The organism is Chloroherpetonaceae bacterium, assembly GCA_033763895.1.
In the GTDB taxonomy this organism is placed as follows: Bacteria; Bacteroidota; Chlorobiia; order Chlorobiales; family Thermochlorobacteraceae; genus JANRJQ01.
The window spans coordinates 314,642-327,827 of sequence record JANRJQ010000007.1 but is presented as its reverse complement, the minus strand read 5'-3'; the positions used below and the strand labels follow the sequence as shown (position 1 = coordinate 327,827).

Sequence of the window (13,186 nt, the reverse complement as noted above, 5' to 3'; positions counted from 1 at the left end):
ATTCTGCGAATTGGCGAAAAGTCAAGTCCCGAAAATTCGATCTCCGGCATCTCCAAGACCGGGGAGAATATATTTATTGGCATTCAATTCTCTATCTAAAGCGGCTGAATAGATCCCTACATCCGGATGCTCGTGATGAAAGAAGCGCACGCCTTCCGGTGCTGCAACGATAGAGATTAAAGTAAGCTTTTTAGCTCCCTTTTCTTTTAGCAGTTTCACGGCCATTGAAGCGCTGCCACCTGTAGCGAGCATTGGGTCAAGCACAAGGCAGTGAAGTTCGCTGATTTGAGAAGGAATATTTGAATAATAATAATGTGGTTGATGCGTGTGATGATCTCGCGAGACACCAATATGAGAGACAGTGGCTTCGGGTAAAAATTTCAGGAATCCGTTTTGAAGCCCTAACCCCGCTCTTAATACCGGAGCTAAAAGAAAATTTTCTTTGAAACGATAACCTGTTGTCTTTTCAAGTGGTGTATCATAAAGAAATGTTTCGGTCTCGAACTCACGAGCAATTTCGATGGCCATAATTTCAGATATCCTCTCAAGGGCAATTCTAAAAATATCATTTGGTGTATTTTTATCGCGAATGATAGACAGGTTGGTTTGGAGAAGGGCGTTATTCGGAATTGTAAATTTCATTGCTCGAATGATTTGCTTAAGAACACGTGGCAGATAAAAATACAAAAGTCAATGCTCTTAAATCAAAGATTCGTCGAGATGGATTGATAATCCCAAGAAGCCGTTATAACTTCGCCATTAAAATGATCAAGTTGATCTTTTAACTAATCAAGTTTCTTGTGGCAATTATATTTCGATTTAAGCTTTGTCGGGTTTCGTTTCCTTTGGTTTTGCCGGTGATGCTTGTGCTCGTTCGATTCACCTTGCAAGCACAAACAACGACCCTTTACGATTTTATGCTGTATGACCGAAGTGCGCGAATCGCCGCACTTTCGGGGAATACGGTTTCTTTAGATGGCGATATTGTCAATGCGTTTCAGAATCCCGCTCTTTTTTCAAAAGAATCTTCAGGTCAGGGAAGCGCGTCGTTTCAAAAGCATTTTTTAGATATCAACAGCGGATTTTTGGCTTACGGATTTGAGCTTGAAGATATCGGTTCAATGGGCATTGGCATTACGTATGTCAGTTACGGCACTTTTGATGAAGCTGATGAATTGGGAAATATCACAGGGTCATTTTCAGCGGCTGATTTGGCGATTCAAGCGGGAATCTCACGTGAGCTCTACCGTTGGGATAATAGTATGATTGTGGGTGGTGCTGCGGTCAAGTATATTTTCTCCTCGCTTGCGGGGCTTCGCGCTTCGGCTTTTGCATCTGACTTTGGTTTGTTTTACAAGCATGCCCCGCAAAAATTTTCGATGGGGATTTCACTTCAAAATCTCGGGTTTAATGTTAGCACCTATAATGGAATTGATGAACCTCTTCCGGTTGAGCTTCGCTTCGCGTTAAGCAAACAGTTAGAGGGATTGCCGCTAATTCTTACGGCAGGGTTTATACGGTTGAATGAATCATCGGATGGGTTGCTGAATCGATTTCGAAATTTCACGATTGGTGGGGAATTCCTGTTAGGGAATTATGTCCGGCTTCGATTTGGATATAACAATCAGCTTCGGCAGGTTTTGAATGTCTCGGAGTCGCTTGGATTTTCTGGGCTTTCCGCGGGATTCGGGGCAATCATCAACCAATTTCGCTTTGACTATGGCCTTTCGTCGTATGGCGCAGTGGGTAGCCTTCATCAAATGACACTTAGCACAACCTTCTAGTATGAGAGTACTTTCAGATCGTGATTTATGGATGCTTATCGCAAATTCTTCTGTTGGCAATTCCTATCGCCCGCTTAATTTGCAAGGTGCAGACCTTAGCGGGGCTGAATTAAAAAACGCTTTCCTGAACAATGCCAATCTCACCGATACCAATCTCTCGGGAGCTAATCTTGAGAACGCCCAATTTTTTAGTGCCTACTTTCACGATGCAAACCTTACCGGCGCAAATCTTCGGGGCGCCAATCTGACCAACTGTTATCTTCGAGGAGCGGATTTCTCAAAAGCGGATTTAAGAGGAACCGTTTTTTCAGGATCAATGTTCAAGGATACCAAATTTGACGGCGCAATCATTGACATCACAACCGTTGGCATTGATTTCCCCAATTCCTAAACCGGGTTCTTGAATGGCAAAGCGGAAAAATTCTTTCCAAAGTCTAAAGCTGATTGGTTTTCTTTTTTTTGTGTTTGTCGGGCTTCTGATTCTCTTGAAGCCTGAATTCATTTCTAAATTTTTTCACTCGGTTGATATTCCACTGCCGGAAGTCAAAGCAAATGGGAATGGGAAGGGCAGCGGAAGTGAAGAGAAGAGAAATCCCGCTGAAGCACTATCGGAAAAGAGAGCGCGGCATCTTGAATTTGGCTTGCCAAAAGATGACTCGGAAAGTGATGATTTTTTGATTGAAAGAGATCAATATGTTTTATCGTACAATAAAAAGCGTCGGGTTGCGAATTGGGTTTCTTGGAATTTAAACAAGCATTGGTTTGGCAAGGTCGAGCGCTTTCGTGGGAAATTTATGCCTGACCCTCTTTTGCCTTCGTCTTTCCCGAAAGTAACGCACGACGACTACACCGGCAGCGGATATGACCGAGGGCATCTTGTGCGCTCAGAAGAACGAACTAAAACCGAAGCCGATAACCTCACAACCTTTTATACCACCAACATTTTACCTCAAAGGCATGAACTCAATGGAGGCCCTTGGTTAAGATTAGAGGAGTATTGTCAGAAGCTTTGTATAAAAGGAGATAAAGAACTTTATATACTCGCCGGTGGAATTTTTGAAACTAAAAGTAATACCATCGGGAGAGGAGTCGCCGTGCCGATTTCAACTTGGAAAATTGTGGTGGTGTTAGAAGAAGGAGAAGGGCTTAGCGATGCGAGTGAAAGTACCGCCATTATTGCTGTAAATATGCCCAATGAGGGTGTATCGAAATCAGATAAATGGCCAAGTTTTTTAACCTCTGTGGATGAATTAGAAAAACTTACCGGCTATGATTTTTTGAGCGAGCTTCCGGATGACTTGGAAGCAATGCTTGAACAAAAAGTATTCGGGAAATAATGACGATTGACAATTAAATTCGCCTAAAGCCATCTTGTAATGAAAGTCTATGCTGAAAACGCTATTTGTCAAGAATTTTGCCATCATTGATGAGCTCCAGATTGAATTTGGCAGCGGGCTCAATATCATTACCGGCGAAACCGGTGCAGGAAAATCAATCTTGATCGGGGCTTTAGGGTTGGTTTTAGGGGAACGCGCGAATGCCGAATCTGTAAGGAAAGGTGCTGAAAAAGCAACCATCGAAGCCATATTGGAAATCTCGGCAAATCGGCGGGTGAAAGAATTTTTAGAACTCAATGAATTTGAACCCAGCGATGAACTCATCATTCGCAGAGAAATTTCAGCGAAAGGCCAATCGCGCTGCTTTATTAACGACTCTCCCGTGACCCTTTCTCTTCTCTCAGAAATCGGCGAATTGTGCATTGATCTCCACGGCCAACATGACCATCAATCACTTTTAAAGGTAGAAACGCACATTCGTATGCTTGATGAATTTGCGGGGCTCGGCGGGTTGCTTGAAAATTATTCTGAGTCGTTTCAACATCTAAAGTCTTTGAAAAACGCTCTCTTGGAGATGAAAGAGCGTGAAAAGCTTTTACGCGAAAAGCGAAATCTATATGAGTATCAAATCAAGGAAATTGATGCGCTCTCTCCAGAACCCGGCGAACTCGATAATCTTCTGAGTGAGCAAAGCATTCTTGAAAATTCAGAGCGGCTTTATTCTGAAACAAACGCTATTCACGAGCTGCTTTACGCCGGCGATGACTCTGTTTATACCCGTTTGGTTGAAGTGCGCAATATGCTGCAAGACTTAGCCCGAATCGATAAAAGCTTTGGTGATGTTCAAAGCGATGCCCAATCGGCCTTGGTGCTTGCCGGCGAGATTTCAAAATTTGTGCAAAGCTATAATTCACGCATTGAATTCAATGCTGAGCGGCTTTCGGAGGTACAAGATCGAATGAATGCCTTGCAACAGCTTCGTAAAAAGTATGGCGGCAGCATCGAAGAAGTCATTGCCTATCGAAAAAAAATTGGAGAAGAGCTTGAACTCGTTACAAATTTTGAAGAGGAATTGGGGAAGATCGGAAAGAGAATCAAAGAGGCACAAAAGAGTGTGACCGATCTTGCGCTTCGTCTTTCTCAAAAGAGAAATGAATTCGCCGAGCGGCTCTCGAAACAAATCGGTGAAGAGCTCGCCAAACTTGGCATTCCACACGGAAAATTTGATGTGGCATTTCAAATGAAACCAATGCCTGAAGGGGATATTGAATTTCAAGGTCAATTTTATGCTGCGAATGAAAATGGAGGCGATTGGGTTGAATTTTTGATATCCACCAATTTAGGCGAAGACTTAAAACCGCTGGCGAAAGTTGCCTCGGGAGGAGAAATCTCACGCGTGATGCTGGCAATGAAAACGGTGCTCGCGAAATCGGAGCGGTTGCCAATTTTAGTTTTTGATGAAATTGACACGGGAATTAGTGGAAAAGTGGCGCAATCGGTTGGCTTTAGTGTGCGCGACCTCGCCCGATTTCATCAAATCATTGCCATTACACATCTTCCCCAAATCGCCGCGATGGCCAATCATCATTACTTTGTAAGCAAAAAGGAAACCGCCGATTCTCGAACCGTGACAATGGTTGATCGGCTTTCGGAAGAAAATCATATTAAAGAAGTTGCAAAATTAATTTCAGGAATGGAAGTCACCGAGGCTGCGCTCCTTTCGGCTAAGGAACTCATTTTAGCGGCGAATTAAAAAAAACACCCACTTTCAAGGAAGAAAAGTGTGATTCGATTTTTTTCCCGCAAACGATTGATTTTAGATTATCAAAACCTTAAACCCTGAAATTCCTCAGACATCATTTCGTATATTGATACGACTGCCTTAACGGCGAATGAAGAAATTACATACAAACTGCCCATTCATTCCCAATGCAAAGGATATAGATCAAACGAATGAAAGAATTCCCAACATTACAAAGTTTTACCGTTCTGCTTACACTGATCTTTTCGCTTTATTTAACTGAAGGTGTTAGGCGATTCGCGATTCGTTTTCGAATTGGCGATTTCCCCGATTCGTCCCGAAAAATTCATAAAAAGGTGATGCCCTCATTGGGCGGGTTAGCCATTTTCAGTTCATTTTACTTAGGCTTCGGCGCCCTTTATTTTCTTTCAGAACCAGTTCGAAATTTTTACGAGTCCGGCTTTTCTCTCATTCTATTAACAGCAATTCCGATAATCGCGATTGGAATTTACGACGATATTCGCGGGGTAAATTTTACCCTAAAGTTTAGTATCCAAGTTTTGGCGGCGGTTTCGCTGATGCACTTCGGTGATTTGAGAATTGAGTATATCAGCGATCCCTTTTCAACGCAAAGTGTATTTATTCCGCCGTTTCTTTCAATGCCGCTTACCGTGTTGTGGCTTGTTGGGATTTGTAATGCCATCAATTTAATTGACGGCTTGGATGGGCTTGCCGCCGGGGTTTCGGGAATTGCCTCCATCGCCTTATGTGTGATTTCACTTCTTACACAAGATTATGTTTTAGCGCTGCTATTTCTATTACTTTCCGCCTCAATTTTTGGGTTTTTAAAGCACAACTATGCACCCGCGTCAATCTTTATGGGAGATACCGGCGCACTCTTTATCGGTTATATGTTGGGCGCCTTAACTATTTACTACCGTCATAAATCTTCGGCAGCAATTGCACTTGCAGTACCGATTGTCATCTTGGCGATTCCTATTATCGATACGCTCTTAGCCCCGATTCGAAGAATTCTTAGCGGAAAGCATCCTTTTAAGGCTGATAAGGAACACATTCATCATCGGGTGATGCAGATATTCAAGTTCTCGCATCGAAAAACGGTACTTGCGATATATGGGGCAAGTTTGTTTTTTTCTTTAGGGGCAATTCTCATTGCTTATAACAAACCCGGAATTTCCGCAGCAGTTTTTATTGTCATTCTTGTTGCGCTTCTTTCGAGCATTATAGCACTGGGTTACTTGAAACCAATTGCAGATCATTTAAAACTTCCAACAAGGCTCATTTCCTCACGGCGCCGCGAGCTTCGGGTGATGAAGAAAGAAGAGAATGCACCAAAAAAAGAAGCTGAAATTTTAGGTTGAGTGTTTCAAAGTTACGGGATTGAAAGCGTAGGTGTGATATCATCATCGTTGTTAAGTTCATTTGCGAAATCCACGCGAATCGCTTTGATTTCTTCTTTAGACCACCGCTTTTGAGTCAGCAACCACGATTGAACAAATTCCGCAACGGTTTTTTTCGCATTTCCTTTTACCAAGTCAATCATTTTATCGCTCCCTGCAATTTCGGTAAGCCTTGGGGTGATGCTTTTTTGAAGTTCTTCCAATTCCTTGTCTTTATCCCATCGAAACCAGCCTTGCTTTGAAAATTTTTGAATGCCTTCGGTATTGATGCCCGGAGGTAAAGTCGGCTTTAAGGCCGGTGCTTTGATGTAACAAATACCCTCACGAACATTGATTTCCCAAGGGTTGCTAAGTGTAATGTGGTAGCGGTAGGTGACGGGTACTTTAATTTCAGAGTAGCTCGCGGTTTTTGGAATCGAAATTCCTAAAAAAGTTTTGTTTGAGAGTTCGCGTGTTAGCGATTCCGTAACCTCAACCCGCGCCAGCTCCAAATCGCCCCCCGGTGTTCGAAAGATTTGAGGAATAGAGGAGTAAAAGCTTTCCTTTTTGAATTCGTTTTTTCCGAAAAGCCCCTTAAAGAATTGAGGGGTTAATGACCAAAGTACTGCACCAGCAATGACAAAGGCCAACGCGAATATCGCGGCGGTTTTAAGTGAGATTTTCATTTTGTGATAGTATTGTTTGAATAGACTCCTGACGAGAAGCCTTAGCTTGTCCTTCCTGCCGGTAAAGCGAGATACGCGACTGAATTGCCTTTGAAAGCGAAGCGGGAGAAAGCTCTACGGATAAAGCAGAGGTGATATAGAGGCATGAAAGTGATTCGCGATTTTGAAAAATCCAAGTGGATAAAATCTGCATCTCATCAATTTCCTCGTTTTTACATTCTTCCGGGGCATTTTCACCGTTAAAGAAAAGCTCAAAAAGTGATTGGCATTCCTTTTCTAAATCTTCTTGAAGATAAATGAATGACCTCACAAGCCGCCCAAAACGGACAACCAATACCAAAATATCGCTTCCGGTTTCATTCTTCACTTTTTTGGAAGTTGGTAAAAAAATGAGAAGATTATTTTCATTAACCGAAGAAATTACATTTGCCTGCCGATAAAAGACGCGCCTTAGGCTTTGAATTTTATCGCGCAATTCTCCCGCTTCTTCGTAGCGCTGTTCTGCACCGAGTGCTTTCATTTTTTCGGTGAGCATGCCAAGAATTTGCGAGTCATTTCCTGAAAGAAAATCCTTCACTTTTGCCACTTCTTTTTGGTAAAGCGGCAACATCGCCGATGGAGATTCGCAAGGGGCGATGCATCGATTCAGGTCTTTATAGATACAAGCACGACCTTTGCGAAAATCGGAATCGCTGCACTCGCGGAGTTTGAAATGCTTATTGATGCTTTCAAAAACATCCATTGTGATTTCTTTGGAAGTAAATGGACCGAAGTACTCGGCGCCGTCATTCTCAAGTTCAAGTGCCATATCCAGCCTTGAAAAGTCATCGCTACTCAATTTCAAAAACGGGTAGCGCCTGTAAAACCGGAGCAAGGTATTGTAGGGTGGCGAGAGCGATTTGATTAAGCGAGATTCCTCAATCAATGCTTCAAGTTCAGAACCGGTTTCGCGGGTTTCTATTTTTGCAATTTGTTTGACCAATTCTTTTACTTTTTCAGAATGATGATCTGGCCCATTGAAATAAGAATTTATGCGGGCTTTAAGGTTTTTTGATTTTCCAACATAGAGCAAATTGCCGGATTCCGAATACATCAAGTACACACCGGGTGTTTCGGGCAAATGTCGCAAGGTAGTTTCGCGTAGGGTTTTGATAAATCGAGTTTCGCGGCGAAATTTTCGAATCGATTGAAATTGCAAGCTGAGTAACTCCTGAGCTGTTTCTGCATCAAACTTATGAGAAGCAAGGCGCATTAACGCGTCAAGCACATAAACCGTTGCAAGGGAATCGCCACGTGCACGATGTCTATTTTTTAATTCAACGCCAAAATAAGCTGCAAGAGCGCCAAGATTTTTCCGTTGATTTTTTGGCGTTAGCCGCCGCGCAAGCCGAACGGTACATAAGGTTGGGTTTTCAAGTTGCTTTAGCCCATAGCGCGAAAGTTCAAGATTGACAAATCCGAAATCGAAACCAATGTTGTGTGCAACAAAAATACTTTCGCCGATAAAATGCCTTAAATCCCCAATGATTTGTTTCATTGTTGGCGCTTCTTTGACCATTTCATTGGTGATACCGGTGTATTCGGAAATGAAATAGGAAATGGGTTGAAGGGGATTAACAAGCGTGGTGTATTCACCGGTGATTCTGCCACCAATGAATTGAAAGGCCGATACCTCAATAATTGTGTTTTCGGGTTTCACGCCGCCGGTTGTTTCTAAGTCAATCACCGTAAAGGGAATATCCCGAAAGGGAAGGTCAAGATTTAATAACGATTTTCCCAATTGCTAAATCGGTTAAAAATTGGAGTGAGCATTCAACGCAAAGCTCTATTTTAAAGCGTTGGAAACCCGTAACTCAAAACTTTGGTTACTTGTGTTTACTTTCGAAATTAAAACAATCTGATATGAAACCCGAACTGCTTGAAACTTTTGAAAATCGTTTTCCCAATCGAGACTATACCATTGAAATTCAAAACCCTGAATTCACCTCGGTATGCCCCAAAACAGGGCTGCCGGACTTTGGAACCATCACGATTCGGTATGTACCTGATCAGGTCTGTGTTGAATTGAAATCACTCAAGTACTACTTTCTTGAATTTCGCAATGCAGGAATTTTTTATGAAAATGTGACCAATACGATTGCCGATCACATGATTGCACTTTTGAAACCGCGAAAGCTTACGGTTATTGCAGATTGGAAAGCAAGAGGCGGAATCACAGAAACAGTAACCGTGCATTACGAATCCAACACGGTGAAATAAAGATTGTCAAGCTACAAAATGAAAAGGCGGGAGTTCCCCGCCTTTGTTTTTTGTGTAAATTTTCAATTCACATGTTTCAGTTTCTTGAGGTATTCAAGCCCATCTTCCGTAATCCCGTGGAAATGAACGGTTGTCTCAGTTTTTTCGCGTTTGATTTCTCCCTTTAAATACCCGACGCGCACCAAACTCACCGCCACGTCTTTCAGTTTCTTTGGATTTTCATCCTTAAGTTTTGAAAAACCTTTGAGCGTATTACGGTTATCTGCCAGAAAAAATTCGCCAACTCTGCCGTCGGCGTAAAATTGCAAAAACGTTTTCTCTATGACTTCTTTTGGATTACCGACCATATCGGCAAATCAATGAATGATTAAGGGTTAATGAAATATTAATCTAAAAGTATGATTTTTTGCTTATTTAACAATACGCTCAAACGAGAATACTTATTTCTTTTCTCAGAATCACTTTCAACAAGATTTTGAAATTTGAAAAGAAAGTACACATTTATAACTTCTACGAAGTTAAAGTAACATTTCACAAACAATGAACCGTTTCAATTTTTCTTTTCAATTTTATAGCCCATCCCGTACCCTGTTTATTCCGCTCTGCTTAATGCTGTTGTTTCAATCGTGTTCAAAGCCTGAACCAATACGAGTGGGCGTTTTGCATTCTCTTAGCGGAACGATGTCAATTAGTGAAACCGCGGTAAAAGATGCCACATTAATGGCCATTGAGGAAATCAACGCAAAGGGTGGAATTTTAGGAAGGCCCGTCGTTCCGATTGTGGTTGATGGAAAATCGGATTGGCCAACCTTTGCCGAGAAAGCCGATAGTTTAATTCAAAACGCAAAGGTGAGCGTGGTTTTTGGATGTTGGACCTCTGCAAGCCGTAAAACAGTGAAACCCATCTTCGAGAAATACGATCATCTCCTTTTTTATCCAGTTCAGTACGAAGGGCTTGAAAGCTCTAAAAACATTGTTTATACCGGTGCGGCACCCAATCAGCAAATTATTCCGGCGGTCAAATGGTGTTTCGATGAACGAAAAGCACGTCGCTTTTTTCTCATTGGCTCCGATTACGTTTTCCCGAGAACTGCCAATGAAATTATTAAAGAGCAAGTTCTTGCTTTGGGTGGCGAAGTGGTTGGTGAGGAATACATACTTCTCGGGTCGAAGGATGTGAAAGGCGCGGTTGAGAAAATTCTCAAAGCAAAACCCGATCTTATTCTGAATACCATTAATGGCGATAGTAACATCCCGTTTTTTAATGAACTTCGGGCTGCCGGAATTTTGCCTGAACAAATTCCAACAATGTCATTTAGTATTGCAGAGGATGAACTTCGGAGTTTCAGCATTCCACAAATGGTTGGTGATTTTGCCGCGTGGAATTATTTCCAAAGTGTTGACAGCAAAGATAACTTTGATTTCATTGAGCGGTTTCGAAACAAGTATGGAAAAGACCGTGTCACTGACGACCCCATTGAAGCCGGATACTTTGGCGTTTTCCTTTGGGCTGAGGCTGTTAATAAAGCAAAATCGCCGGAGCCTACAAAGGTTCGCGCGGTGCTTGGCGATTTGGCCTTTGATGCTCCTGAGGGCTTGGTGTATGTTGATAAAGAAAATCAACACACGTGGAAGCTTGTCCGTATTGGGAAAATTCGCGAAGATGGACAGTTTCAAATTGTTTGGGATTCTGATAAACCAATTCAGCCGTTGCCTTACCCAGCAACGAGAACCAAAGAGGCGTGGCAACAATTTTTGGATTCACTCTACAAATCGTGGGGTGGTCAGTGGGCGAATCCGGGTAAACGATAATCATAGTCAAGAATGAACTTGTTTCAGAAACCGAAATTGTGGTTGCAGCTTCTTTTGCTTTTCATTGCCGTTGAATTTCCGGCAGAAGCCCTTTTAACTTTCGTTTCTTATCGAAGTGCCGAGTCTTCACTTCAAGAGGAAATCACCAACAGCTTGAATGCCATTGCGACACGGCAGGCCAATCAAATTTCATCTTTTCTGGCGGAGCGAAAACGCAACACAACCTCTCTTTCACGAATTCCTGATATTGTTTCATTTACCGAGCAGCTCAGCAATACAATTTCAAATGATGGGATTCAAACGCCTGCCTATCAAGGCGCTTTGGATTTGATTCGCCCGCAAATGCTTGACTACCGAGATAATTTCCAATTCAAAGATTTGTACCTCATTTCAACCTCAGGTGATGTGCTCTTTGCCGCCAATGATTTGAAGCAGATTGGGGTGAGTTTTAAATCAACGGAATATAAAAGTTCTGAAATTGCACGCGTTTTCACTCGTTCAAATACCATTTTGCAAACAGAGATTTCTGATTTCAGTTTTTTACCCGGTGCCGGTGAACCCTCGGCATTTCTTGCTTCCCCGGTGTTTAAGAATGGTCGAGCGTTGGGCGTGCTTATCGCGCAGTTTGATAACGATGACATTTCCCGTGTTGTGAATGATTACACCGGCTTAGGTGAAACGGGCGAATCGGTTCTTGTTTCGCGTATCTCTGGCAGCCGCGAGGCCGTATTCCTGACCAATGTTCGCAATGCGGCAAATGCTGCCTTCAAAAAGAAAATTTTGATTGGAAGCAACAGCGACCTTGCACTTGAGGAGGCTGTGCAAGGCAAAAGTGGAAGCGGGGTGGTAAAAGATTACAGAGGGGAAGAAGTGCTTGCTGTGTGGAGTTACATTCCTTCGTTGCGCAGCGGACTTGTGATAAAAATTGATACAGCCGATGCATTTGCGCCAATCGAACGGTTAAAGTTGATTTTGATCGTGATCATTATTCTAACCTTAGTGGTAGTTGTTTTTGCGGCACTTTCGGTCGCGAAATCAATCTCAAAACCAATTGTCAAATTGACGGCAGTGACGGATTCCATTGCGAAAGGAAATCTTTCTCAACGGGCGGAAGTCAAAGAAAGAAATGAAATCGGTCAGCTCGCCGCCTCGTTTAACTTGATGACCGAGAATTTGCAGAAATCTCAATTGGAACTTGAGGAAGCCAATCGAACTTTGGAATTAAAGGTGGAATCGCGAACGGAGGAACTTCGAGAAAACAATGAAACGCTCAAAAAAACGTTGGATGAATTGCAATCTTCTCAAACGCAATTAATCCAATCTGAAAAAATGGCGTCGCTTGGGCAAATGGTGGCGGGGCTTGCGCATGAAGTCAATACACCCTTGGGGTTTGTGCGCGGCAGTGTCGATATCATTCAAAAAAATCACACCCTTATTTCTGAATCGCTCAAGTCTCATCAAGAGATGCTGAGGCTGCTTGAAGCCGGTGAAATGGAGAAACTTGAAGTATTGATTAATCAGGTAAAAGAAATTGATCAAAAAGTAACCCGAACACATGCGCTTGAAAAGATTCAAACGCGTATCAATGAATCGCTGATTGGACTTGATCGAATCCAAGAGCTCATCATTAATCTTAAAAATTTTTCGCGGCTTGATGAATCTGCCTTTAAATCGGTAGATATAAATGAAGGACTTGACTCGACCATTCTGATTTCAACGCCATTTTTGAAGTATAAAGTTGAAATTATTAAGGAGTATCAACCAAGGCTTATCGCAGAGTGTTATCCCTCTCGGCTCAACCAAGTTTTTTTGAATCTGATTACCAATGCAGCGCAAGCAATTGAGGAAAACGGAGTCATTCAAATCAAAACTTACACTGAGGATGGAAAAGCCGTGATTTCAATTTCCGATAACGGAAAGGGAATTGAATCTCACAATCTGAAGAAGATTTTTGAACCATTTTATACTACAAAACCGATTGGGCAGGGAACAGGACTCGGTCTTTCCATCGCTTATAAGATTGTCGAACAGCATAACGGAGATATTGAGGTTGATAGCACGGTAGGAAAAGGCTCAACCTTTCGTGTCAGAATTCCGCTTACGCAACGAAAGTTGTGATTTTTTGTCTTGAACTTTTTTAATAACGAAAGAAAAGAATCTCGTAAAA

12 protein-coding genes are annotated in these 13,186 nt (G+C 42.3%); 8 read left to right on the top strand and 4 right to left on the bottom strand.

What is annotated here, in order from left to right; genetic code table 11:
* Positions 1-21 precede the first annotated feature (21 nt).
* Positions 22-642 (bottom strand): uracil phosphoribosyltransferase, encoded by a 621-nt coding sequence (upp, locus tag SFU91_06490; protein MDX2128668.1) that lies wholly within the window; start codon positions 640-642, stop codon positions 22-24.
* A 158-nt stretch (positions 643-800) separates the two neighbouring features.
* Here upp and SFU91_06485 point away from each other — a divergent pair, with 158 nt between their 5' ends.
* The 5 genes from SFU91_06485 (at position 801) to SFU91_06465 (ending at position 6,244) form a co-directional block, all read left to right on the top strand.
* Entirely contained in the window at positions 801-1,784 is a 984-nt protein-coding gene (locus SFU91_06485) for a PorV/PorQ family protein (GenBank protein ID MDX2128667.1), read from the top strand.
* A gap of 1 nt (position 1,785) precedes the next feature.
* Positions 1,786-2,175, top strand: coding sequence for a pentapeptide repeat-containing protein (locus tag SFU91_06480; protein MDX2128666.1), 390 nt, complete (start codon positions 1,786-1,788; stop codon positions 2,173-2,175).
* A 13-nt stretch (positions 2,176-2,188) separates the two neighbouring features.
* Positions 2,189-3,121, top strand: a complete 933-nt coding sequence (locus SFU91_06475) for a DNA/RNA non-specific endonuclease (protein MDX2128665.1) — start codon at positions 2,189-2,191, stop codon at positions 3,119-3,121.
* A gap of 49 nt (positions 3,122-3,170) precedes the next feature.
* Entirely contained in the window at positions 3,171-4,874 is a 1,704-nt protein-coding gene (gene recN, locus SFU91_06470; GenBank protein ID MDX2128664.1) for a DNA repair protein RecN, read from the top strand.
* A 200-nt stretch (positions 4,875-5,074) separates the two neighbouring features.
* On the top strand, positions 5,075-6,244 hold the full coding sequence (locus tag SFU91_06465; protein ID MDX2128663.1) for an MraY family glycosyltransferase: 1,170 nt from the start codon (positions 5,075-5,077) through the stop codon (positions 6,242-6,244).
* A gap of 11 nt (positions 6,245-6,255) precedes the next feature.
* Here SFU91_06465 and SFU91_06460 read toward each other — a convergent pair whose 3' ends face one another.
* Entirely contained in the window at positions 6,256-6,948 is a 693-nt protein-coding gene (locus SFU91_06460; GenBank protein ID MDX2128662.1) for a hypothetical protein, read from the bottom strand.
* The gene (locus SFU91_06455) at positions 6,932-8,728 is read right to left on the bottom strand and encodes a DEDD exonuclease domain-containing protein (GenBank protein MDX2128661.1); all 1,797 of its coding nucleotides are present in this window, start codon (positions 8,726-8,728) and stop codon (positions 6,932-6,934) included. The genes SFU91_06460 and SFU91_06455 overlap by 17 nt, the downstream gene beginning before the upstream one ends.
* Before the next feature lie 122 nt (positions 8,729-8,850).
* On the opposite strand from SFU91_06455, the gene queF reads away from it, so the two are divergent.
* Entirely contained in the window at positions 8,851-9,207 is a 357-nt protein-coding gene (gene queF, locus SFU91_06450) for a preQ(1) synthase (GenBank protein ID MDX2128660.1), read from the top strand.
* Between the two features lie 62 nt (positions 9,208-9,269).
* Here queF and SFU91_06445 read toward each other — a convergent pair whose 3' ends face one another.
* Positions 9,270-9,554 carry a hypothetical protein gene (locus tag SFU91_06445; GenBank protein MDX2128659.1) on the bottom strand — a complete coding sequence of 95 codons (285 nt, stop codon included), beginning with the start codon at positions 9,552-9,554 and terminating at the stop codon, positions 9,270-9,272.
* Between the two features lie 193 nt (positions 9,555-9,747).
* Here SFU91_06445 and urtA point away from each other — a divergent pair, with 193 nt between their 5' ends.
* Both urtA and SFU91_06435 read left to right on the top strand, forming a co-directional pair.
* On the top strand, positions 9,748-11,019 hold the full coding sequence (urtA, locus tag SFU91_06440; protein ID MDX2128658.1) for an urea ABC transporter substrate-binding protein: 1,272 nt from the start codon (positions 9,748-9,750) through the stop codon (positions 11,017-11,019).
* Between the two features lie 12 nt (positions 11,020-11,031).
* A complete protein-coding gene (locus tag SFU91_06435; protein MDX2128657.1) occupies positions 11,032-13,137 on the top strand; it encodes an ATP-binding protein in 2,106 nt (701 codons plus the stop codon).
* The last annotated feature ends 49 nt before the right edge of the window (positions 13,138-13,186 follow it).

Excerpts from the sequence above, each read along its gene's own strand:
- upp (MDX2128668.1), bottom strand. The coding sequence starts at position 642 with ATGAAATTTACAATTCCGAATAACGCCCTTCTCCAAACCAACCTGTCT.
- SFU91_06480 (MDX2128666.1), top strand. The coding sequence starts at position 1,786 with ATGAGAGTACTTTCAGATCGTGATTTATGGATGCTTATCGCAAATTCT.
- SFU91_06475 (MDX2128665.1), top strand. The coding sequence starts at position 2,189 with ATGGCAAAGCGGAAAAATTCTTTCCAAAGTCTAAAGCTGATTGGTTTT.
- recN (MDX2128664.1), top strand. The coding sequence starts at position 3,171 with ATGCTGAAAACGCTATTTGTCAAGAATTTTGCCATCATTGATGAGCTC.
- SFU91_06465 (MDX2128663.1), top strand. The coding sequence starts at position 5,075 with ATGAAAGAATTCCCAACATTACAAAGTTTTACCGTTCTGCTTACACTG.
- SFU91_06460 (MDX2128662.1), bottom strand. The coding sequence starts at position 6,948 with ATGAAAATCTCACTTAAAACCGCCGCGATATTCGCGTTGGCCTTTGTC.
- queF (MDX2128660.1), top strand. The coding sequence starts at position 8,851 with ATGAAACCCGAACTGCTTGAAACTTTTGAAAATCGTTTTCCCAATCGA.
- SFU91_06445 (MDX2128659.1), bottom strand. The coding sequence starts at position 9,554 with ATGGTCGGTAATCCAAAAGAAGTCATAGAGAAAACGTTTTTGCAATTT.
- urtA (MDX2128658.1), top strand. The coding sequence starts at position 9,748 with ATGAACCGTTTCAATTTTTCTTTTCAATTTTATAGCCCATCCCGTACC.
- SFU91_06435 (MDX2128657.1), top strand. The coding sequence starts at position 11,032 with ATGAACTTGTTTCAGAAACCGAAATTGTGGTTGCAGCTTCTTTTGCTT.